The sequence below is a fragment of the Prauserella sp. PE36 genome (genome assembly GCF_003311655.1).
GTDB lineage: Bacteria > Actinomycetota > Actinomycetes > Mycobacteriales > Pseudonocardiaceae > Prauserella_A > Prauserella_A endophytica.
The window spans coordinates 32,505-54,413 of record NZ_QEQT01000089.1 but is presented as its reverse complement, the minus strand read 5'-3'; the positions used below and the strand labels follow the sequence as shown (position 1 = coordinate 54,413).

At 70.1% G+C, this 21,909-nt stretch carries 23 protein-coding genes and 1 tRNA gene; 16 read left to right on the top strand and 8 right to left on the bottom strand.

Features of this window, described 5'->3' with window-relative positions; translation table 11 throughout:
* Positions 1–48: 48 nt before the first annotated feature.
* Complete coding sequence (locus tag DI005_RS27885; RefSeq protein WP_113644112.1) at positions 49–1,884, top strand: long-chain fatty acid--CoA ligase; 1,836 nt, start codon at positions 49–51, stop codon at positions 1,882–1,884.
* 68 nt (positions 1,885–1,952) lie between these two features.
* On the opposite strand, the gene DI005_RS27880 is transcribed toward DI005_RS27885, so the two are convergent.
* Entirely contained in the window at positions 1,953–2,855 is a 903-nt protein-coding gene (locus DI005_RS27880) for an SDR family NAD(P)-dependent oxidoreductase (RefSeq protein ID WP_113644111.1), read from the bottom strand.
* A gap of 400 nt (positions 2,856–3,255) precedes the next feature.
* On the opposite strand from DI005_RS27880, the gene DI005_RS27875 reads away from it, so the two are divergent.
* The 5 genes from DI005_RS27875 (at position 3,256) to DI005_RS27855 (ending at position 11,289) form a co-directional block, all read left to right on the top strand.
* Entirely contained in the window at positions 3,256–4,431 is a 1,176-nt protein-coding gene (locus tag DI005_RS27875; RefSeq protein ID WP_112273144.1) for an MFS transporter, read from the top strand.
* An 861-nt stretch (positions 4,432–5,292) separates the two neighbouring features.
* Entirely contained in the window at positions 5,293–6,483 is a 1,191-nt protein-coding gene (locus DI005_RS27870) for a diguanylate cyclase (protein WP_112273146.1), read from the top strand.
* Positions 6,484–6,557: 74 nt separating this feature from the next.
* Positions 6,558–8,726, top strand: a complete 2,169-nt coding sequence (locus tag DI005_RS27865) for a phospholipase A2 (RefSeq protein ID WP_233520335.1) — start codon at positions 6,558–6,560, stop codon at positions 8,724–8,726.
* 126 nt (positions 8,727–8,852) lie between these two features.
* Positions 8,853–10,541, top strand: a complete 1,689-nt coding sequence (locus DI005_RS27860; RefSeq protein ID WP_199543263.1) for an LCP family protein — start codon at positions 8,853–8,855, stop codon at positions 10,539–10,541.
* A gap of 274 nt (positions 10,542–10,815) precedes the next feature.
* Entirely contained in the window at positions 10,816–11,289 is a 474-nt protein-coding gene (locus DI005_RS27855; protein WP_113644110.1) for a helix-turn-helix transcriptional regulator, read from the top strand.
* 227 nt (positions 11,290–11,516) lie between these two features.
* Here DI005_RS27855 and DI005_RS27850 read toward each other — a convergent pair whose 3' ends face one another.
* Positions 11,517–12,986, bottom strand: a complete 1,470-nt coding sequence (locus DI005_RS27850; protein WP_113644133.1) for an NAD(P)/FAD-dependent oxidoreductase — start codon at positions 12,984–12,986, stop codon at positions 11,517–11,519.
* Positions 12,987–13,103: 117 nt separating this feature from the next.
* On the opposite strand from DI005_RS27850, the gene DI005_RS27845 reads away from it, so the two are divergent.
* Both DI005_RS27845 and DI005_RS39220 read left to right on the top strand, forming a co-directional pair.
* Entirely contained in the window at positions 13,104–13,682 is a 579-nt protein-coding gene (locus DI005_RS27845; protein WP_112273149.1) for a TetR/AcrR family transcriptional regulator, read from the top strand.
* Positions 13,683–13,915: 233 nt separating this feature from the next.
* Positions 13,916–14,440, top strand: a complete 525-nt coding sequence (locus tag DI005_RS39220; protein ID WP_228714130.1) for a hypothetical protein — start codon at positions 13,916–13,918, stop codon at positions 14,438–14,440.
* Positions 14,441–14,453: 13 nt separating this feature from the next.
* On the opposite strand, the gene DI005_RS27835 is transcribed toward DI005_RS39220, so the two are convergent.
* Positions 14,454–14,675 (bottom strand): DUF3618 domain-containing protein, encoded by a 222-nt coding sequence (locus DI005_RS27835; protein ID WP_110337984.1) that lies wholly within the window; start codon positions 14,673–14,675, stop codon positions 14,454–14,456.
* Between the two features lie 111 nt (positions 14,676–14,786).
* Here DI005_RS27835 and DI005_RS27830 point away from each other — a divergent pair.
* From DI005_RS27830 to DI005_RS27815, 4 genes are all read left to right on the top strand, one after another.
* Positions 14,787–14,860 (top strand) — tRNA-Leu (locus DI005_RS27830).
* 633 nt (positions 14,861–15,493) lie between these two features.
* The gene (locus DI005_RS27825) at positions 15,494–15,862 is read left to right on the top strand and encodes a helix-turn-helix transcriptional regulator (RefSeq protein WP_112271355.1); all 369 of its coding nucleotides are present in this window, start codon (positions 15,494–15,496) and stop codon (positions 15,860–15,862) included.
* Positions 15,859–16,347: an SRPBCC family protein gene (locus tag DI005_RS27820; protein WP_112271266.1), complete on the top strand. Its 489-nt coding sequence runs from the start codon at positions 15,859–15,861 to the stop codon at positions 16,345–16,347. Before DI005_RS27825 ends, DI005_RS27820 begins: the two co-directional genes overlap by 4 nt.
* A gap of 2 nt (positions 16,348–16,349) precedes the next feature.
* The gene (locus tag DI005_RS27815; RefSeq protein WP_112271264.1) at positions 16,350–16,916 is read left to right on the top strand and encodes a TIGR03086 family metal-binding protein; all 567 of its coding nucleotides are present in this window, start codon (positions 16,350–16,352) and stop codon (positions 16,914–16,916) included.
* A gap of 51 nt (positions 16,917–16,967) precedes the next feature.
* Here DI005_RS27815 and DI005_RS27810 read toward each other — a convergent pair whose 3' ends face one another.
* On the bottom strand, positions 16,968–17,528 hold the full coding sequence (locus tag DI005_RS27810) for an HD family hydrolase (RefSeq protein ID WP_112271262.1): 561 nt from the start codon (positions 17,526–17,528) through the stop codon (positions 16,968–16,970).
* 55 nt (positions 17,529–17,583) lie between these two features.
* Between DI005_RS27810 and DI005_RS39215 the strand changes: the two genes are divergently transcribed.
* The 3 genes from DI005_RS39215 to DI005_RS39205 are packed head-to-tail and all read left to right on the top strand — an operon-like array spanning position 17,584 to position 18,392.
* Positions 17,584–17,721, top strand: coding sequence for a hypothetical protein (locus tag DI005_RS39215; RefSeq protein ID WP_233520334.1), 138 nt, complete (start codon positions 17,584–17,586; stop codon positions 17,719–17,721).
* 6 nt (positions 17,722–17,727) lie between these two features.
* Complete coding sequence (locus DI005_RS39210; protein ID WP_233520333.1) at positions 17,728–18,057, top strand: alpha/beta fold hydrolase; 330 nt, start codon at positions 17,728–17,730, stop codon at positions 18,055–18,057.
* Entirely contained in the window at positions 18,015–18,392 is a 378-nt protein-coding gene (locus DI005_RS39205) for an alpha/beta fold hydrolase (protein ID WP_228714125.1), read from the top strand. Before DI005_RS39210 ends, DI005_RS39205 begins: the two co-directional genes overlap by 43 nt.
* Here DI005_RS39205 and DI005_RS27800 read toward each other — a convergent pair.
* Positions 18,382–19,209 carry an ABC transporter permease gene (locus tag DI005_RS27800; RefSeq protein ID WP_113644109.1) on the bottom strand — a complete coding sequence of 276 codons (828 nt, stop codon included), beginning with the start codon at positions 19,207–19,209 and terminating at the stop codon, positions 18,382–18,384. The genes DI005_RS39205 and DI005_RS27800 overlap by 11 nt on opposite strands.
* Positions 19,206–20,165 carry an ATP-binding cassette domain-containing protein gene (locus DI005_RS27795; RefSeq protein WP_112271259.1) on the bottom strand — a complete coding sequence of 320 codons (960 nt, stop codon included), beginning with the start codon at positions 20,163–20,165 and terminating at the stop codon, positions 19,206–19,208. The genes DI005_RS27800 and DI005_RS27795 overlap by 4 nt, the downstream gene beginning before the upstream one ends.
* A gap of 81 nt (positions 20,166–20,246) precedes the next feature.
* On the opposite strand from DI005_RS27795, the gene DI005_RS27790 reads away from it, so the two are divergent.
* Entirely contained in the window at positions 20,247–21,011 is a 765-nt protein-coding gene (locus tag DI005_RS27790; protein ID WP_233520332.1) for a TetR/AcrR family transcriptional regulator, read from the top strand.
* Between the two features lie 6 nt (positions 21,012–21,017).
* Here DI005_RS27790 and DI005_RS27785 read toward each other — a convergent pair whose 3' ends face one another.
* The gene (locus DI005_RS27785) at positions 21,018–21,530 is read right to left on the bottom strand and encodes a cupin domain-containing protein (RefSeq protein ID WP_112271257.1); all 513 of its coding nucleotides are present in this window, start codon (positions 21,528–21,530) and stop codon (positions 21,018–21,020) included.
* Between the two features lie 37 nt (positions 21,531–21,567).
* The gene (locus DI005_RS27780) at positions 21,568–21,819 is read right to left on the bottom strand and encodes a hypothetical protein (RefSeq protein ID WP_113644108.1); all 252 of its coding nucleotides are present in this window, start codon (positions 21,817–21,819) and stop codon (positions 21,568–21,570) included.
* Positions 21,820–21,909 lie beyond the last annotated feature (90 nt).

Below are 21,909 nucleotides of genomic sequence, written 5' to 3'. Positions count from 1 at the left end.
AACACATAGGCTGGGCGCCTCTCGACCGGCGAGACGAGGAGACATCCGTTGCCGTCCAACCAGACTTCGGTCGCCAGGCAGACCGACACCCTCACGATCCCCGTTCTGTTGCGCCGCAACGCAACCGAGTTCGCCGACCTGCCGGCGCTCACGTCACTGGACGCGGAGGGAACGCCGACGCTGACGTGGGGACAGCTGCGCGAGGAGGTGGCCTCGATCGCCGCCGGGTTCACCGACCTCGGCCTGCGCGCGGGCCAGCGGCTGATCATCATGGCGCCGAGCCGCCCCGAGCACCTCATCGCCGACCTCGCGGCCACCAACATCGCGGCCATCCCGTGCACCGCGTACTCGACGCTGAGCAGCGAGCAGATCGCCTTCGTCGTCAATCACAGCGCGGCGCCGATCGCGGTGCTCGCCGGGCGCGAGGAGCTGGACCGCTGGCTTCCGGTGCTCGACCAATTGCCCAACCTGGAACACGTCGTCCTGCTCGACCCCGTTGACCTCCCGCGCGGCGACGACCGCTTCCTCAGTTTCGCCGACCTGCGCGAGCGCGGCGCCGCCAGGCACGCGCGGGAACCCCAGGCGTTCGAGCAGGCGACCGACGAGATCAAGCCCGACGACCCGCTGTCGATGATCTACACCTCCGGCACCACGGGCGTGCCGAAGGGTGTGGTGCTCTCCCACCGCAACGCGATCCACGAGGCGCTCGCGATCCATTCGCTGCACGACAACCAGATGCACCTGAAGAACATCGCCTACCTGCCGCTGGCGCACATCGCCGAGCGCGAGCTGTCGATCTACCTGCCGATCGTCTACGCGGGGCACGTGCACACGCTCGCCGACGCGAAAGGTCTCGTCCCCGCGCTCGGCCGGGTGCGGCCCGACGTCCTGTTCGGCGTGCCGCGCGTGTGGGAGAAGATGGTCGCCGGCCTCAAGAACATGCTCGGCGGCGTGCCCGAGGAGCGGCGGACCGCGCTGTTGCAGGCCAACGAACTGCTGCAGGAGGGCTACAAACTGCGCAGCGCAGGCAAGGAGGTGCCCGCCGACCTCGCCGCCCGCATCGCCGAGACCGACGAGACCGTGCTCGCACCGGTGCGTCAGCTGCTCGGCCTCGACAAGCTCGCGCTGGCCTCCAGCGGCGCCGCGGCGCTCCCGGTGGAGGTCCTCTACTTCATCGCGGGCCTCGGCGTCGAGATCCAGGAGGTGTGGGGGCTCTCGGAAACCACCGGCGCCGTCACGTCCAACACCGCGGGCGCCTTCAAGGCGGGGACGGTCGGCAGGCCGCTCGCCGACGTCGAGGTGCGCACGGGCGAGGACGGCGAGTTGTTCGTCCGCGGCCCGATCGTCTTCCTCGGCTACTTGCAGGAGGACGGGTCGATCGAGCCGGCGACCGACGCCGAAGGGTGGTTCGCGACCGGCGACATCGGCACGATCGACTCCGAAGGGTTCGTCACGATCACCGACCGCAAGAAGGAACTGATCATCACGGCGGGCGGCAAGAACATCGCACCGAGCCGGATCGAGGGCCTGCTGAAGGAGCACCAGCTCATCGGGCAGGCGGTGGCGATCGGCGACGGCAAGCCGTACGTCACCGCGCTGATCGTGCTCGACGACGAGATCGCTCCCGCGTGGGCGGCGGCGCGCGGCATCGAGGACACCGGCGTGGCCGCGCTGGCCGGCCACCCCGACGTGCGAGCCGAGATCGACCGCGCCGTCGAGGCGGCCAACGAGCGGCTCGCCAAGGTCGAGCAGATCAAGCGGTACCAGCTGCTGGCGAAGGCGTGGACCCCGGAGAGCGGCGAGTTGACGCCGACGCTGAAGCTCAAGCGCCGCGTCATCGCCGAGCGGTACGAACCCGACATCGCCGCCCTCTACGCAGACTGACGCCACCGGCCCCCAAGGCCACCTTTGTTGCGTTGAACGCAACAAAGGTGGCCTTGGGGGCAGTCAGGTCAGGCGCTGCGGAGGGGGGTCGAGGGGCCCTCGGTCCACTTGCGCAGGCGCGGGGGCACACGCTTCTCCAGGCCGTACGGCTCCAGGTGAGCGCTGAAGACCTCGTCGAACGCGCGCTGCACGCTGTCGGAGTCCCACACCTGCCGTTCCAGGATCGGCGCCTTGAGATACGGCTGGCCGACGATGTGCAGCTGCGGGCCGTTGCACCGGATCAGCTGCCCCGTGATGCCGTGGGAGCCGTCGCCGAGCAGGAACAGCACCACCGGAGCGATCCGCGCAGGCGTGCGGTCCGGCGGGCAGTTGCGCAGTGACCGCTCCGACTTCCACACCATGCGCGTGTGGGCGAGCGGGCAGACGGCGTTGACGCGAATGCCGACGTCCTCCATGTCGAGCGCCCACGAGTACGTCAGCGACGCCACCGCGCCCTTGCTCGCCGCGTAGGTCGCGAGCTTGCGCTGCCCCAGCGACGCCCCCGACGAGATGTTGACGATCGAGCCGCCGCCGTGGCGCATCATCGCCTCCGCCGCGGCCGTCCCCGTGTAGATCACGCCGAGGACGTTGGTCTCGATCAGCTCGCGGATCTGCGCCGGGTCGTCCTGCCACGGCAGCGCCTCGTAGTTCACCCCGGCGTTGTTCACCAGTCCGTCGATCCGGCCGAACTCCGCCTCGCACAGCTCGATGATCGCCCTCGCCTGTTCCGGGTCGGCGACACTGTGCCCGCTTGCGACCGCCAGGCCGCCGTGCGCCCTGATGTTCGCCGCGGTCGCCTCGGCCCGTCCCACGTCGATGTCGTTCACGACGACCGCGGCGCCCGCCTGCGCGGCGTGCACGGCGAAGGCCTCCCCCAGGCCCCTTCCCGCACCGGTCACAACCACCGATTTGCCGCTCAGCAGCTCGTTCATCGTCTCTTCTCCCACCCGCCGGCACCGACTCGCGCTCGGTCCACCCGTGCAGCCAGCGTCACCCTCAGTCTTCGGCAGAGTCGCCTTCCCGGCCCGCCGAGCTCGCCGAACGGCCGCCACACTGCGCCGAACGAGTGATCGGTGATCGGTCCCGGCATACTGCCGGGCTGCTCCGCACGGCACCGGCGATCGGCCGGGCGGACGTAGAGGCAACCGGGTGGCCCCCGTACGTTTGGCCTCGGACAGATGGCCGAAAGGAGAGCGCCGTTAGTCCCATCCGGGCGACGTTCACTGTTCGTCTCCCCGTCACGGGGGTAGAACTTAACGTTGTCGTGTGTGTTGCACGGGGTAATCGAGTCAGTACAGGGTGACGAGGGTGGGTACCAGCACGGCGCCACGGATGAACGTCGCGATCCGCAACCCGGAGTTTCGCGCGCTGTGGCTCGCCGAGGCGCAGTCGGTGGCCGGCGACCACCTCACCACGGTCGCGCTCGCCATCGTGGTCTACGGCCGCACCGGTTCGGCCCTGTGGGCCGCGGTGGTCTACGCCCTCACCTTCCTGCCAGCGCTCGCGGGCGGGCTCGGGCTCTCCCAGCTCGCGGACCGGTTCCCCCGCAGGACCGTGCTGGTCGTGTGCGCGCTGATCCAGGCCGTGCTCGTGGGAGCCATGGCGATCCCCGGCACCCCGCTCGCCCTGCTGTGCGTGCTCGTCGTGGGCGTGCGGCTGGCCGGCGCACCGGTCAACGCCGCGCAGAACGCGCTCACGAGGGAGATCTTCGACGACGACGAGGTCTACCTGCGCAGCCAGGACCTGCGTGGCATCACCACCAACGTCGCGATGCTCGTCGGCCTCGGCGCCGGTGGCGTGCTCGTGACCGCACTCGGCCCGTCGTGGGCGCTCGCGATCGACGCGCTGACGTTCGCCGTCGCGGCGGCCGTCGTGCGATGGCAGGTGCGCGCGCGGCCCGCGGCCGGCGACCCGGACGATCCGTGGTTCGGCGCCGCCCGGTGGGTGTTCGGGCAGCGCAGGCTGCGGGTGCTGCTCGCGTTCTCGTGGCTCGTCGGGCTCGCCGTCGTACCCGAAGGTCTCGCCGCGCCACTGGCCCACCAGATCGGCGCGGGCGAGCAGGCGGTCGGCTGGCTGCTCGCGGCCGACCCCGTCGGGTTCATTCTCGGCGCCTTCGCGCTGTCGCGCTTCGTCTCCGCCGAGAACCGGCAGCGCTACGTCGGTGTGCTGGCGATCGCCGCGGCGGGCGTGCTCGTCGCGTTCTCCCTCGAGCCAGGACTGGTGCTCGCGCTGGTCCTGCTGGCGCTCGCGGGCGCGGCGGGCGCCTACATCATCACCGTCGGCGCCACGTTCATCACGTGGGTTCCCAACGAACTGCGCGGAGGAGCGGGAGGGCTGTACCGCACCGGGCTGCGGGTAGCACAGGGCCTTGGTGTGGCGATGGGCGGCGTACTCGCGGAATGGGTGGGCTCCGCGACTACCGCTATCGCTCTCGCCGGCGTACTGGGAGTTGTTTTCACCGTGCCGGTCGCGCTTTCGTGGGCGCGCGTCCGTAGCTACGCCGGATAGTTCCGCTGCCTAGGGGCACGAACGGAGAAAGAAGAATTGCGGGGCAATCAGAAGTCACGGCCGGCCATCAGAGGCTCCTCCTCGAACGCGATTAAGAAAAATTGTCACTGTGAGTGCTCATAATGACTACGAGTGTTCAGAAATCACGGCCACGCACTTGCGTACACCTCCCCGGCGATCCCGGCTCGACTCTCCACTACCGACTGCCCTCGCTCAGAAGTCACGCCCGGCCACAGCCAGCCTCCTTAACATCCGCTAACGATTTTTCCGAACTCCACGTGTCTCAGAAATCACGACCGGTCACCGGAAACACCTCCTTTACTTCGACTGCTCACCGAGTTCACCAACGCCCAGGATCAGAAATCACGGCCGGCCACGGGACACCTCCCATTGAGAGCGCAATCAACCAACATGTGTTTGTTCTAGATCAGAAGTCACGGCCAGGCAAGGGAGAACACCTCCGATCGCCCTTTGAGCCGAAGACGGGGCGCCCCGAGACTACATGTCGGCGTCCTCGCCTACACGACAGTTCTCGCGCGGTGAGATGATACCCGCTGTGGAGAGCGCCCAGTTCTCTCGCGGACTTCGCAGAGGGTACTTAACCGCCGGAACGCACACCTTGGGGAGGTTTGGCGATTGCCGCTCACGCCTCACGATCGGCCACCGCCAGGACCCGACGCCCCAGGTCGAGACCGTGCGCCCGGCAGGGGCGACGGCGCCGCCGTGACCGGGCCGGCGCCGCCGGCCGGAGGCGCGAGCGCCGACGGCGAGCCCGCGCACGCGCGGCGGCGCCACCGGTTACGCCCACGGAACTGGGCACTGTGGAGGCGGCCGAGACGCTTCATCGTCTTCCTGATCGTTATGGAGCTCGTGGCGATCGCGGGCTTCGCCGTCGCTTTCGCGGGCGCCCACCCGCCGACCGGCACGGACTGGCTGCGGTTCGCGATCCTCGCGGCCGGCGCGACGGTCCACATCCAGCTCACCCAGCGCCAGGAGGAACGCAGGCGCAACCGGACGAAGACCGTCCTCATCGACCTCATCGCCGTGTGGGTCTTCCCGGCGGTGCTCGTGCTCCCCACGACGCTCACGGTCCTGCTCGTGGTGCTGATCCGCGTTCAGCGCTGGTTCACCGCGCGCCGCCCAGCGCACAACTTCGTCTTCTCGTCCATTTCGCACAGTCTGGCCGCGGCGCTCGCCGGGCTCGTCTACGCCTCACTCGGGGCGCACGACTGGCACACGATCACCGCGCTCGGCTCGCTGCGCGAGTTCGGCTACGTGCTCGTCGCCGCCGCCGTGTACGAGGGCGTCCAGCTGATCTACGTCGGCGGCATCCTTGCCCTCAGCGACCCGAACCCGACCCTGCGCAACGTGCTGGGCAGCAAGGCCGACAACACCATCGAGGCCATCACGACGGGCCTCGGAGCCGTCACCGCCGTGCTCGTGGTCACCCTGCCGCCGTCGGTCGCGATCATGGCCGTGGTGACCGTGTTCTTCAACCGGCTCGCCGAGCTCGACCAGCTGCAGGACGACGTCGTCACCGATCCCAAGACCGGGCTGCTCAACATGCGCGGCTGGTCGGAGTCCGCCGAGCGGGCGCTCACGCGCGTGCGCCGTGCCGACGGCAACCTCGCGATGCTCATGATCGACCTCGACCACTTCAAGTGGATCAACGACACGTTCGGGCACCCGGCGGGCGACGACGTGCTCGGAGCCGTCGCGAAGGCACTCGGCGAGGTCACGCGACCCGCCGACATCGTCGGCCGGTTCGGCGGCGAGGAGTTCCTCGTGCTGCTGCCCGACGCAGACGCGGCCGCGGCGGAGGTCGCCGCCGAGCGCGTCCGCAACACGATCGCCGCGCTGGAGATCGCCACCACCGACAAACGCGGAGCGCAGACCACGGTCACCGACCGCACAACCTCCATCGGCGTCGCGGTGTACCCGAGGCACGCGAGCACGCTGCAGGGACTGATGCAGGCCGCCGACGCCGCGGTGTACGAGGCGAAGGAGAACGGGCGCAACCAAGTCCGCTTCGCCGACGGCTCCGGCGGGTAGGCTGACCTGCACAGCTCATATCGGGGGGCCACCCGGATGCCGCCTCCCGCTCGCCGCTGACACCCTGGGGAACCGTGACCGCAGCAGCCGAGGAGACCGTCGCGCCCGCGTCCAGACGCGGGCGGGGCCTCCTCGGGACGTCGGCATGGGTCGTCTTGCTCGTCCTGGTGGTGACGGGGTTCGGATTCCTGGCGTCCCGTTCGGAGGCACCGCCCGACCAGGGACCGCCGCAGGGCGACGTGGCGTCGGCGCAGCGCGCGATCGACGCCCTGCTCGCTCCGGGACCCGACCCCGGCGCGCTCGCGCTGCTGCCCGCCGACTTCACCCAGGTCACCGGCGTCGTGCCGGGCGAGGCGACCGCCCGCGACGGAACGGTCAGGGCCGTGCACGTCGACGGCGGGTGCTCGACGCCGTGGGGCGACGACGACACCCGCTGGGACTTCGGCACGCCGTGCCGGGCCCACGACCTCGGCTACGACCTGCTGCGCTACGCCGAGAAGAAGGGCCATCCGCTGGGCCCGGAGGTCCGCAGGGCGCTCGACGACCGGCTCTCCGCCGACATGCACGCCACGTGTGGGCTCAACCCGAAGGGCTCGCCGCGGCTGTGCCAGAGCGTCGCGTCGCTGTACTCGGCCGGGCTCGTGGTCAACTCCTGGCACCAGCGCTGGGGCCCTCCCGTCGGCGAGCCGATCGTGCCGATCCTCGCCGGGGTCGCGGCGATCGGCTTCCTCCTTTCGTTCCGGCTGCGCGGCTGGCTCGTCGCGCGGCGCACCCGGCCCCGGACCGACGTCCAGGAGCCGAGGCCCGCACCGGTGCCCGGCGGGCGCTGGACGCTGCTCGGTGTCGGCAGCGTCGCATTGCTCGTGCTCGGCGAGGCGTCGGTCGCGCTCGCCCACTGGGCTGGCGCGCCCGCGGACTGGCTCTGGCCGTTCACGTGGCTCTCCCAGCTGGCCTTCGTGTTCTTCTTCGCGGCCGGGCATTCCAACCTCACCGGCTGGCTCACGGTCCGCCAGCACGGCGGCGGCTACCGCGAGTTCCTCGCGCACCGGGCGAGCTGGCTGCTGCGCCTGACGCTGGTGTTCGCCGTGGTGGCGTTCGCGGTGCCCACAGCGCTCGAGCTGCTCGCGGTGCCGAAGGCGACCACCGACGTCGTGGTCAGGATCGCGCTCCATCCGCTGTGGTTGCTCGGCGTCTACGTGGTGACCATGGCGGCGGCTCCCGCGCTGCTCGCACTGCACCGTCGCAGGCCGGTACCGGCGGGACTCGCCCTCGTCGCCGCGCTCGTAGGCGTGGCGCTGCTCGCGGACCGGGTCGGTTCGCCGGTGCTCGGCAACCTGAGCGTGGTGGTGCTCGCGCTGCTCGCCCAGCAGCTGGCGTTCGCCCACGCCGGGCGGCCGAGGCCGAGGCCGTGGCTCCTCGCGGTGGCAGGGCTCGGCGGAGTGGGCGCGCTCGCGGCGGGAGCGGTGGCGGGGCGCGTCCCGGCCACCCTGCTCGGCTCGCCCGGCGACCCGCCGGCGCTGACCGGCCCCGTGCTCCCCGTGCTCGCTCTCGGACTGGTGCAGCTCAGCCTGCTCGGGTTGCTCCGCGCGCCGCTGGCCAGGCTGGCAGGCAGACCCGGCGTGCTGCGCGCGGCCGGGTTCGCCTCCCGCGCGCCGATGAGCCTCTACCTGCTCTTCCTTTCCGGCATGCTGCTGGTCGTCGCGGCGGTGTACCTGCCGGAGCGCCTGGCGGCGGGCAGCCTGCGGGTCCTGCTGGCGGTCGCGATGCTCACCGGGCCCGCCGCGCTCGTGTTCTGGTGGTTCGAACGGCATCTCGGCTACCGACCGCCGCCACTGCCCGCATGGCGGACGGCGCCAGGACGACTCGATCGGGCGTTGGCGCACGCGGCTACGTTCGCCGGGATCGGGTACTCCACTCTTGGCGTGTTCGGGTTCGCGCTGAGCAGCTTCAGCGGCGCGGGCCAGGTCACGCTCGGCGGGTTGCCGCTCGATCCGATCCAGAGCCTCGTGCACCTGCTGCTCGGGATGTCGCTGCTGCACACGGTGCGTACCGGTGTCAGCAACGCGCCGCGGACGTGGCTGCTGACGGCGCTGGCGTGTGTGCCACCGCTGTTGTCCGCGACGGCGGGGCCGAGCACGTTCGCACTGGGCGTCGTTGTGCACGGCGTCACGGGGCTGCTGGCCGTGTCGGCGGCGTTGGCTACGGTGTGGGCCGCCCGGGCGACGAGCGGTTACGTCACGTAGTCGGAGCGCCCACTCCGGAGTGGTACCAACCACATCGGTGAACCGGTGTGCCACCCTACGACAACCTGTGTCCTTGCTCGGACGTCCAACAACGGATCGAACTGTCGACCGAAAGGAGCCGTTGGCGTGGAGTACCCGCCGCGGAACTCCCCGCGAGGCCGTGGTCCCGCGAGGCCGTGGCAGGACCGCGCCGGAGGGGGCAGGCCGGTGCCGCCCCCCAGCGGCAGGCCGGCACCCCCGCGCAGGGCACAGGGGGCGCAGCAGCCGGGTCGCCGCACGGCCGCCGCCGGTCAGGGACGTCCGCCCGCTCAGCGCCCCCGCAGGCCGGCTCCGCCTCCGCCGCCGCCCCGGCGCCGCAGGTTGCGCGGCCCGAAGATCGTGCTCGCGGTCGTCTCGGCGCTCGTGATGTGCCTGACGGGCTACGCGTGGGCCGCGATGCAGGGTCTCGTAAACGGCCTCACGATGGCCGACGTGATCGAGGGCGGCTCCGACGAGCTCCCGGCCGACGGCGCCCGCGACATCCTGCTGGTCGGCATGGACAGCCGCACGGACGCGCAGGGCAACCCGCTGTCGGAGGAGATGCTCGCCAAGCTGCGGGCCGGAGTCGCCGACGGCGAACTGAACACCGACACTCTCATCTTCGTCCACATCCCCAACGACGGCAGCAAGGCCGTGGCGATCTCGCTGCCACGCGACTCCTACGTGGACATCCCCGGCTTCGGTGAGCACAAGATCAACTCCGCGTACGCGCGCGGCAAGGCCGCCGCCCGTGCGCAACTGGAGGAGGAGGGCGTCACCGACCCGAAGCAGCTCGAGGTCGACAGCAACCAGGAGGGCGCGAAGACCCTCATCAAGACCGTCGAGAACCTCACCGGCTCCACGATCGACAACTACGCCTCGATCAACCTCCTCGGCTTCTACGACATCACCAAGGCCATCGGTGGCGTGGACGTGTGCCTCAACGAGCCCGTCGACGACGACTACTCGGGCGCGAACTTCGAGGCGGGCCCGCAGACGATCTCGGGCTTCGACGCGCTGGCGTTCGTCCGGCAGCGGCACGGGCTGTTGCGCGGCGACCTCGACCGCGTCGTGCGCCAGCAGGTGTTCATGGCCGGACTGGCCCGCAAGGTCCTCTCCGCGGGCACGCTGGCCGACCCGGCCAAGCTCAACGACCTCGTCAGCGCGGTCCAGAAGTCCGTGGTCGTGAACCAGGGCTGGGACCTGCTCGGCTTCGCGGAGCAGATGCGGGGTCTCACCGGCGGCCAGATCGAGTTCCGCACGATCCCCGTCGTCGACACCGAGTACGACACCGCCGACGGGCAGGCCATCCAGGTCGACCCGGACGAGGTGCGCGACTTCGTGCAGGGCCTCTCCGGCCCGCCGCCGTCGGAGGAGAAGAAGGCGCCCGCTCCGCCCCCGGACGAGATCACCGTGGACGTGCTCAACGCCTCGGGCATCACCGGCCTGGCGGGCAGCGTGTCCGAGTCGCTCACGGCCGAGGGCTACATCGCAGGCGAGGTCGGCAACGCCACGGCCCGTGCGACCACCGTGGTGCAGGTGCCCGAGGGACAGGAGGCGGCAGGCGAGAAGGTGGCCGGTTCGCTCGGCGGCGACGTCGAGGTCGATACCGATCCCTCCGTGCCTGCCGGACACGTCCGCGTCCTGCTGGCTCCCGACTACACGCCGCCGGACGAGTCCGGTTCCGCCGAGGGAGTGGCCGAGCCCGCCATGCAGCAGCAGGCGTCGCCCGTGGCCAAGCAGGAGCCCGCCGAGGAGCCACCCATCACGGCACAGGGAGTCCCCTGCGTGAACTAGGCCCCCTCCACCCGGCCGCAGTGAAGGCCACCTTCACTGCGTTCAACGCAGTGAAGGTGGCCTTCACTGCAGTCTGTGACCGCCGAATCCGGGTGAGCCCATTCGGTGTCTTTTGCTGCTCCATTCGGGGTAGTTGGCGGGCTTTTGTCAAGTTTTCTACGGAAGCCGCGTAAGGCGAGGGACCTCAAAGGCTTTCACTCGCGTGAAGAACGCATGCACTGTGTCGGCTGAGCCGGCGCACGGCATCCCACGCGGTGCGGGCAGGGGACCTGGAGTGCTGATCGACGCGGACGCCTACCAGCGAGTACTTGGCGAGGAACTACGCAAGCTCCGCAAGAAGCGAGGATGGACGCGCAAGGAACTGAACGAGCGCCTGCAGAGCGAGATCTCGCTGCAGACGCTCGCGACGTACGAGCTGGGCACCCGGCAGTGCTCGGTGGTGCGGCTCGTCGAGCTGTGCCTCGCCATGGACGAGCTGCCGCAGAACCTGCTGGAGCGCGTGCACCGGCGGGTGTTCGGCGACGAGCCCGGCAGGGTCCGGCTGAACCTCGCCAAGGTGGTCGCGGACGACCAGCCCGAGCTGCTGCCGCTGCGCCGGTGGGCCCGAGGCAGGCTCGAGCAGGCGAGCGGCACCGAGGTCCAGCTCGAGTTCAGCGCGCTCGAACGCATGGCGGAACTCTGCGGCATGGAGACCCAGGACCTGATCGCCCGCCTCCGGAAGCTGTCCGGCCTCCCGGCCGGCTACTGACCAGCTACCGGCCCCCGGGGCCCCCTCCCTGCCCGGGGGCCGGTAGCCCCCCGGCCCCCGGGTCTAGTGCCCCCCGCCGGAAGTTCGCCACATAATTCGACGGCCCAGCTTCCCGCCGGCTGCGTTGCCGGTCCGCCCAAGTACGGCCCCGTACGAGGACGAACCGGCGCCTTGCCAGCGGAAACCTGGATCCACCGACTCAAGCAACAGACTTCCGACGGAGGGCACTAGCGGGTCAGCTCGAAGTCGCTCGGGCGGAGCTTCCGCGTCTCCAGCCAGTAGCGCCAGGTGAAGCCCGGCCAGATGGTGCGGTTGACGCCTTTCGCGTCGAGGTACCAGCTCTTGCAACCGCCCTGGGTCCAGATGCCGCGCTCCAGCTTGCGCTGGATGTCGTCGTTGAACCGCGCCTGGACGTCCTCGCGGACCTCGATCGCCTCGGCGTCGCGCGACTCCACGAAGCGGATCGCCTCGGAGATGTAGCGGATCTGCTGCTCGATCATGAAGACCACGGAGTTGTGCCCGAGCCCCGTGTTGGGCCCGAGCAGGAAGAACAGGTTCGGGAAGCCCGTGACGGTGATGCCCTTGTGCGTCTGCATGCCCTCGGTCGACCACAGTTTGCCGAGGTTGCGGCCGTCGACGCCGATGATGTCCAGGTCGTCGAAGGCGTCGGTGACGTGGAAACCGGTGCCGTAGATGATGGCGTCGACCTCGTGCTCGACGCCGGCCTTGTCGATCACGCCGCGCTCGGTCACCTCGGCGACGCCGTCGGTCACCACGTGCACATTGTCCCGGTTGAGCGCCGGGTAGTAGTCGTTGGAGATCAGCACCCGCTTGCAGCCCATGACGTAGTCGGGGGTGAGCTTCGCGCGCAGCTCGGGGTCGTCGACGTGCTTGTCGATGTTGTGCTTGGCGAGCTTCTGCGCGAGCTTCATGACACGTGGGTTGCCGTTGAAGCCGACGGCGCGCACCTCGAGCATCCAGTAAAGGAGGTTGCGGTACGCCCGCTGGGCTCCCGGCACCTTCGCGAAGAGCTGCTTCGCCCAGTCCGGCATGGCGTGGTCGGGCTTCGGCATGATCCACGGCGGCGTGCGCTGAAACAGGGTCAGCTCGGCGACGTCCTTGGCGATCTGCGGCACGAACTGGACCGCGCTGGCCCCCGTGCCGATCACGGCGACCCGCTTGCCGCGCAGGTCGAAGTCGTGATCCCACTGCGCGGAGTGGAAGCTTCGACCCTGGAACCGCTCGATGCCCGGCAGGTCCGGGATCTGCGGGAGGTGCAGCGCACCGACCCCGGCGACGAGGTAGCGGCCGACGAACTCGTCGCCGCAGGCGGTGGAGACGTGCCAGCGGTTCTCGTCGGCGTCCCAGCGCGCTCCGGTCATCTCCTGGCCGAAGCGGACGAAGCGGTACAGGTCGTACTTCTCCGCGACGCGCCGCATGTAGTCGTGGATCTCGGGCTGCGGAGAGAACGAGCGGGACCACTGCGGGTTCTGCTCGAAGGAAAACGAGTACATGTGCGACTGAATGTCGCAGGCGCAGCCTGGATAGGTGTTGTCGCGCCAGGTGCCGCCCACGTCGTCGGCCTTCTCCAGGATCACGAAGTCCTCGCGGCCTTCCTTGCGGAGCTGGATCGCCATGCCGAGGCCGGAGAACCCGGTGCCGATGATGACGACTCCCGCTTCGGTGCGGTTGCCCATGCGTGCCTCCATGCCGCAGTTCCTGTTACCCGGAGTCCACCTTACCAGCAGTAGGTTACTTCCGGTAGAGTCGTTGTCGTGAGCACGCCCGAAAAGGCCCCCACCCGGCGCAAACGCATGCCGAGGGCGCAGCGCGAGCGGCAGATGATCGAGGTCGCCGAGGCCGTGTTCGCCGAGCGGGGCTACGCCGCCGCGTCGATGGACGAGATCGCGGAACGGGTCGGCGTCTCGAAGCCGATGCTCTACGAGTACTTCAATTCCAAGGAGGGCCTGCTCCTCGCGTGCATCAGGGAGGCGAGGGCCGAGCTGCGGCACGTCACCGAGCAGGCCGTGGTCGGCGCGGCAGGCGCCGAGGACGCGATGCGCGCGGGCCTGCGCGCGTTCTTCCGATTCATCAGGGACCGCAAGCAGGCGTGGTCGCTGGTCCGCCACGAGATCACCTTGGTCGGGACCTCGGCGGCCGAGGAGATCGAGGCGACCAGACAGCAGCAGACCGACCTCATCGCGACGTTGATGAGCGGCTACTTCGACGACTCCGACACGGTGCGTGTCCAGGCGGCTGCGGAATTCGTTGTCGGCGGCTGCGAGCGGCTGGCGATCTGGTGCGAACGGTACGACGAATTGACGCCCGAGGCCGTCACCGAGTACGCGATGGACCTGCTCTGGGGCGGTTTGCAGCGGTTGACGAGCCGGTGATCGACAGACTGAGAACACCGGGTCACCCATTGTGGCGACATACTGAGAGTGTTCTCACGCTCAGTAGTTCCTGACGCATTGTCGTATTGCTGGGTGGATCATTTCGTAACAGAATCTGAACACGCGCCTGATGGGACTCAACCGATCGGGTTGTTCACGAACTGGCGTCATAAGACGGCGGCGAAGCGGTCTTGCACTGTGGAGCCGTATCCGTCGAGGAGGGGTGAGGACTGGTGGTGCAAGCGATCACCGCACGGTACGTGCAGGAAGCCGACGACTGGGCGGTCACGGTCGCCGGGCTCGGCAAGGAGCTCAACGACCGGGCACCGGGCATCATCGCCGCTCGCGACCGGGCGGACCAGCTGGTCGAGAAGCTGGCCCCGGAGGGCAGCACCCCGACCGTGGTGCATCTGCTCAACGGCAGCGCGCTCGAGTTCACCTCGGCGTACATGACCGCGAGGCTCGCACGGCCGGAGCCGGGCACGGAGGAGCCCGCCAAGCCGGAGTCCAAGGACGAGGCGAGCGAGCCGGAGCCGAAGGACAAGCCTGCGGAGCCGAAGGAGTCGTCCGCCAAGGAGGACGCCGCGGCCAAGGAGACGAAGCCGCGCAAACGGAACGTGCCGCGCAAGGAGCTCAGCAAGAGCCCGCAGCCCGCGGCAGAGAAGGAGACCCGGCCGCGGGCAGCGGACGGGCGCTACGTGCGCACGACCGCGGCCGGACTGCCAGGGTCGGCAGGCTCGGCGAGCGCGGCCGGCTGAGCCGGTCCCCGACTCAGCGGATCAGCTTCCGCACCAGCAGCACCGCGATCAGCGCGCCGGCGCCGATCAGCGGGAACTTCACCTTGGGGTCGTCGAACTTCGCCCGCAGGCTCGTGCGCGCGGAGTCGGCGAGCCGCTTGGGACTGGCCTTGGTACCGAGCTGGTCGAGCGTCGAGGCCAGCGCGTGCCTGGCCTTCTCGATGTCGCGTTCGATGGTCTCCGGATCGCGAGCCACGTGTCCTCCCTCGGCAACATGCTTGCCAGCAGGCTAGATCACGCCGACCGGGCACTTCTCACGGGCACGCCGAGCGGAGCGCCGAAGGCGGGCGGCTAGGCTGCATCCGTCGGGCCCGTAGCCCAATTGGCAGAGGCACACGGTTTAGGTCCGTGCCAGTGTGGGTTCGAGTCCCACCGGGCCCACAAGTTTGTCAGCAGCCGAACTCCTTCCTCGGAGGCATTGACCTGCGGTTTCGACGCCGAGGAACTCGGGTTCGAATCGTTCTGGGGTGTCCGAGTCGAGCCCGCCCCGCCAACGATCGGCCGCTACCGGGCGTCGGCTCCGGCGGTTTTCTGCCCGGGAACGGGCCGGATCATCGACGCCACGCTCAGGCTCCTCCCGCCATGCCGGGGCACCGGCCGGCCGCCTGACGTTGACCTCTCAAGTACCCCGGCCGTCTCAATACGGCTACGCAAGAGCGACTGGTTCGAACCACGAGCAGCTGCCGACCGGCTTCGGGGCCGGCGTGGGCCGTGCCGGAAGAACGAATGCGGCCGTCATCGAAAGAACTGACGCGCGCGAGAAAGCTCTCAATTCGCCACATTTCGAAACGATCGCCCAATGGTGCTGTATCGGGCGGACTGTCCGCCGAGCCTTCCGCGCAAGAGGGACCCCGCCGGGTAGCTCACCGGGCTTCTCGGCGGCCATGCTGCTCCACGCCCACCGCGCGCCGCCGCGAGTCACGGCGACGACTCGCCACCTTTCTCAACCAACAGGTTGACAAAGCCCCGCCGGCAGCCTAGCTTCTTATTCAACCAACAAGTTGAGGACGCATGGTGGACGACAGCACGGAACGGCTCAACCGGGCGTTCGCGGCACTGGCCGACCCGACCCGGCGCGACCTGGTGGCCCGGCTGGCCGGCGGGGACGCGACCGTGGGCGAGCTGGCGGAGCCCTACGACATGAGCCTCCAGGCCGTCTCCAAGCACGTGAAGGTGCTGGAGGAGGCCGGGCTCGTGACCCGCAGCAAGGACGCCCAGCGCCGGCCCGTCCACCTCGACGCGGAGGTGTTCGGCCTGATGACGAAATGGATCGAGCGCTACCGCCGGGAAGCCGAGGAGCGTTATCGCCGCCTCGACGCCCTGCTGGCCCGGATGGCCGACGACGAGGAACCGACACACACCGACACAAGGGACGCATCATGACCACGACCAAGCACGAGACCGAGATCAAGGCCGACGAGAGGGTTCCGACGATCGAGTTGGTCCGGGAGTTCGACGCGAGGCCAGAACAGGTGTTCCGCGCCCACGTCGACCCCGAGCTCTACGCCCGATGGATCGGGCCGCACTCGGTGACCACGAGAGTCACCAGGTGGGACGCCCGCACGGGCGGCGAATGGGCCTTCGCCAACGACCGGGACGGCGAGGAGATCGCCACCTTCTACGGCAGCTTCCACGAGGTGCGGCCGAACGAGCGGATCGTGTGGACCTTCACCTACGAAGGTCAGCCCGACGGGGTCGCGCTGGAGACGCTGACCTTCGAGGAGCTCGAGGGCGGGCGTACGCGACTGCGGACGCTGAGCGTGGTGGAGGACTTCGAAACCCGCGACGGCATCCTGTCCAGCGGCATGGACGTCGGAGTCAGGGAGGGCTACGAAAAGCTCGACGAGCTGCTGGCGAAGGGTGCCTGATCATGACCTCCACACCCACAACCCCCGCCCAGCGGCACGCGCACGACGCGGCCCGGTTCACCGCGCTGGTCGAGTCCGCCTCGGCCGGCGACTGGACCCGGCCCTCGCCGGTCGCCGAGTGGACGGCGCTCGACGTCGTGAAGCACCTCGTCGAATGGTCCCGCGGCTTCCTGCACGGCGCCGGGATCGAGCTGCCCGCACTGGACGTCGAGGCCGATCCGGTCGCCGCCTGGAAGCAGCACGTCACCGACATCCAGGCCATCCTCGACGATCCCGCCGGGCGGGTCCTCAGCAATCCGCACACCGGAGACAAGCCCGTGGACCAGGCGATCGACGAGTTCTACACCGCCGACGTCTGGATGCACTCCTGGGATCTCGCCAAGGCGCTCGGCCGTGAGCCCGACCTCGGGCAGGAGCGTTGTGCCGCCGCGCTGGAGGGCATGAAGCCGATCGAGCAGCTGCTGCGCGACAGCGGGCAGTTCGGCTCCGCCGTGCCGGTCCCCGAGAGCGCGTCCGCTCAGGACAAGCTGATGGCCTTCATCGGCCGTGACCCGGCCTGGCGGCCCTGAGGCGGTACCCCGCTGAGCGACCGAACAGTCCACACGGGACGGTTCGGTCGCTCAGCTGTTTCGCCACGCCAGCGGCGAGGTGCGCAGGGCCGCCTCGGCGACCCGCCGGGCGATGGCGGTGGTGAGCCTCCCCGTGGCGCTGTCGATCCACTCGCCGACGCCCTCCACCCCGGCCGCGCGGTACTCCAGCGCCTGCAACAGCATCTCCAGCCTGTCCGCGTCACGGGCACAGCGGGCCTCGGGGGTGGCCGCCTGCTCGTACTCCGCGACGGCGTCGCGCACGCTGGCCCGCGCGGTGCCGGGCAGCGGCGTGGTCTGGTCCTCGGTGATGCGCCGCGGATCGGGTTTGTCCAGGTAAGGCCTCGCGGTGTGCGGGAGATCGCCGGTGCGGGTCTCCTGGGTGTCGTGCCACAGCGCGAGGTACGCGGCGCGCGCGGGATCGGCGCCCTCCTCGGCCGCCAGGAGCGCCGCGAGCTGGCTCACGCGCATGGTGTGCTCGGCGACCGACTCCGGATCGCGCACACCCGCGTGCCACCACCCCGCCCGCCGGATCCGCTTGAGCACACCCAGCTCGTACCCGAACGTCGCGATGCCTTCAGCGGAATCGGTCACGTGCGGCCTCCTGACTGCTGCGATATCGGCTTGCCCGCGAGGTGATCATGACACCGTGAGCGTCGAGATCGATCCGCCAGCGCGGCTCGGCGAGACCGAGGTCCGGGGAGGGCGCCTGATCGGGTGGGCCGAGTGGGGTCCGCCCGACGGTACTCCCGTCCTCCTGATCCCCGGCGCGGCGACGAGCCGGTGACTGGGTGTGCGTGCCGGGGCCGCCGAATCGCTGGGCGTCCGGCTGGTCTCGATCGACCGGCCAGGGCTCGGCGTCTCCACTCCCCTTCCCGGACGGACGTTCGCCGACCTCGTCACCGATCTCGACGTGTTCACCCACGCTCGCGGCTTTCCCCGGCCTCCGGTACTCGCCAACTCGCAGGGTGGTCCATTCGCGCTGGCCCGCGCGGCCGAGACGATCGCGTCCGGCGCCGACAAGATCGCGTCGCCGCGCTGGTCGATCTGGCGTGTGCCGATCCCGCGCGAGCCGAAGCCGTGCTCGGGCAGTTCGACGCCGAGGCGATGTGGCGGCTGGTGACCGACGGCAGCGGCGACGCGGATCTCGCCGTCTACCTTTCGCCCACCTTCGAGACCGCCTACCGGCGTGCCCTGGCCAAGGCGTTCGGCCAGGGCTCCGCGGGCTACGCCCGCGACACCGTGCTGGCCATGGGGCACTGGCCGTTCGACCTCGCGAGAGTCACCGTGGACATCCACCTGTGGCACGGCGAACAGGACGGAAGCCACTCCCCCGACAACGGCGCCACGCTGGCCGAACGCATCCCCACGGCTCGCCGCCACGTCGTTCCCGGCATCGGCGGCGCCGTGCTGTGGACGCACACCGACCAGATCCTGCGTTCCCTGCTCAGCGGCTGAGGTTGCGGTAGCAGCGGATCGCCAGCGGGCAGAACACCGCGATCAGCGCCGCGGGCCACAGCAGCGCGAGCAGCAGCGGGTGCTGCGCGAGCCAGCCCTCGCCTCCCCAGCCGGGATTGCCGAACAGCTCCCTCGTCGCCGCGGCCGTGGCCGAAAGGGGGTTCCACTCCGCGATCGAGCCGAGCCAGGCGGGCATCGTCGCGGGCGCCACGAACGCGTTCGAGAGGAAGCCGAGCGGCCACACCAGGATCTGCAGCGCCATCACGGCCTCCGGGCTGCGCGTCACGAGCCCGAGGTAGATGCCGAGCCACAGCATGGCCAGCCTCAGCAGCAAAAGCAGCCCGAACGCGGCGAGTGCCGAGGCGAAGCCGTTGTGCCACCGCCAGCCCATCAGCAGCCCGGCCACCACCAGGGCGGCCAGCGTCAGCACGGCGCCGAGCATGTCGGCCGTGCAGCGGCCGAGGACCACCGCGGAGGGCGCCATCGGCAGGGAGCGGAAGCGGTCGGTGACACCGCGCTGCGCGTCTGTGCTCACCGCGGTGAACGTGGCCTCGACGCCGAACACCATCGTCAGCGCGAGCACGCCGGGCACCAGGAAGTCCTGGTAGTCGCCCCCGTCCGGCACGGCCATGGCGCCGCCGAAGAGGAAGCCGAACATCAGCAGCACCATGACGGAGAACAGGAGGTTCACCACGAACTGCACGGGCTGGTTGGCCCAGTGTGTCAGGTCGCGCCTGGTGATGGTCCAGCCGTCGGTGAACGCCCAGCGCAGCCGCGCGAGCGCGGAGCGGGACGGCGCGGTGATCGTCATGGTCATCCCACGACCTCCTTCTCCTTGGCGGTGAGGTGCAGGAACACCTCGTCGAGGGTGGGCCTGCGCAGGGCGATGTCCTCCGCCGTGATCCCGGCCGAGGCGAGCGCGGGCACGAGTTCGCTCAGCGCGGCCATTCGGTCGCGCACGGGCACGCTGACGAGCCGCCGGTCGGGATCGGTCTCGGCCTCCTCCCCGGCGATGCCGGTCAGCAGGGCGGCCGCGGCGGCCAGGTCGGCGCCGGAGCGCAGCACTACGTCGATCCGGTCGGCGCCGATGCGGCGCTTCAGCTCGTCCGTGGTCCCGCCGGCGACGACCCGGCCGTGGTCGATCACCGAGACGCGGTCGGCGAGCTGGTCGGCCTCCTCCAGGTACTGGGTGGTCAGCAGCACCGTGGTGCCCGCCGCCGCAAGCTGCCGGATGGCGTCCCACACCTCGTTGCGCGCGCGGGGGTCGAGCCCGGTGGTCGGCTCGTCCAGGAACAGCACGGGCGGGGCGAGGATGAGTCCGGCTGCGAGGTCGAGCCGCCTGCGCATGCCGCCGGAGTACTGCTTGACGGGCTTGCCGCCGGTGTCGGCCAGGCGGAAGCGCTCCAGCAGCTCGCCGGCCCTGCGCCGCGCGCCCGCGGCGCTCAGGTGGTAGAGCCTGCCGAACATCTCCAGGTTCTGCCGTCCGCTGAGCAGCTCGTCGACGGCCGCGTGCTGGCCGACGAGCCCGAGCCGGTACCTCGCCCGCTCGGCCTGGCGGACCACATCGAACCCGGCGACCCTCGCGGTGCCGGAGTCGGGTCGCAGCAGGGTGGCGAACACGCGCACCGCGGTGGTCTTGCCCGCGCCGTTGGGGCCCAGCAGGCCGTGCACCGTGCCCGGGGCGACGGTGAGGTCGAAGCCGTCGAGCGCTCTGGTGTCGCCGTATCGTTTGCGCAGGTTCTCGGCCACGACGGCCGGTTCCTCGGCAGGCATGTGGGGTCCTCTCGAAAACTCTCTACAGCGTAGAGTGGTGGACGGAGGAACAATACTCTACGGCGTAGGGAGTTTTCAACCGTGACGGTGTACGGCGGCGCCGGCGACCCGAAACGCAGCCTCGAGCTGCTGTGGGGACTTCAGGAGGATCGACCTCGGCGGGGCCCGAAACCCCGCTTCACGCTCGACGACGTAGTCGCCTCGGCGCTCGCCATCGCCGACGCCGAGGGGCTGGCCGCGGTGTCGATGCGCCGGGTCGCTTCGGACCTCGGCGTCACCGCCATGTCGTTGTACGGGTACGTGCCGGGCAAGGCCGAGCTGATCGACCTGCTCGTGGACCGCGTCGTCGGCGAGGTCGACATATCGGCAGCGCTGCCGGACGGCTGGCGGGCCCGGCTCGAACACGTCGCACGGCAGAACTGGGACCTCAGCCTGCGCCACCCCTGGCTGCTCCAGGTCTCCAGCAGCAGGCCGGTGCTCGGTCCGAACATGATCGCCAAGTACGACTACGAACTGCGCGCGGTCGCGGGCCTCGGGCTCACGTCCGTGGAGATGGACCTCGTCGTCACGCTAATCACCGACTACACGCACGGCGCGGCGCGCAACGCCGTCGAGGCGGCACGGGCCGGGCAGCAGACCGGACAGACAGACCTCGAATGGTGGGAGGAGTACTCACCGCTGCTGGAGAAGGTGTTCGACCCGGAGAGGTACCCGACCGCCGCCCAGGTCGGTGGCGAGGTCGGCGCCGAGTACCAGGCCGCGTCGGATCCCTCGAGCGCCTTCGAGTTCGGGCTGCGCCGCGTGCTCGACGGCGTCGGCGTGCTCATCGAGGGCAAACAGGGCTGAGAACGCTCACAACCCCGAGGGCATCACCAGGTCCGCGCCGGGCCGGGTGAGCGCCCTGATGCGCTCCTCGGCATCCGGCCAGCTCTCCACGAGCGAGTCCCGCTCCCCGCCCTCGTACAGTCCACTGTGGAAACCGGGGGCGAGCGTGTTGCCGAAGAGGGCGAACGTGCCGCCGGGGGCCAGCGACGCGCCGAACCAGTGACCTGCGGGCACCGTGAGCTGCGGATGCTGCCCACCGAGCACATCGGACCCGAGCCGGGGCGTGGAATGGGTCCCGTCCGGGTGCAGGACCAGCAGGTCCACGGGATCGCCGAGGTAGAAGTGCCAGATCTCGTCGACGGCGAGGCGGTGCATGGCCGAGAAGGAGTCGGGATCTCTCGTGAAGGCGGCGTAGGTCGCGGTCCCCGCGGGCGCGGGGTTGTTGTCGCTGCGCCAGGTCTGGACGAACAGTCCACCTTCCACGGGCAGGGGCCGCAGGCCCAGCTTCGCGATCACGGCGTCGGCGTCGATGTCGGTCATCGCCCCATCCTGCGGCACTCCGTGCCTGCAGGACCGGTCAGAGGTCGTCGATGTCGCGCGGGGCGCTCTCGCCGTAGCTGACCCCGTAACCGCCGGAGTGCCCGTTGCCCGCTCTCGCCTGGTCGTCGGCGTGGTCGTCGAGCTGCTCGCCGAGCTCGATCAACAGCGCCGCGAACTCGTGCTGGCCCGCCACCCCGAGCGTGCCGGCACGCAGCCCCTCGATGACGCCGGGAAGGTCGTTGCCGAGTGCGGCCAGCGCCGCCACCATCGCTCGCGTCTGCTCGTTCATGGAACGCACCTTCTCTCGTTCAGCCGAACGGCCTACTTACTGAGACGAACCGGCCACGCTGTTATGACGTCCCGCGGACCGCGCGTACTC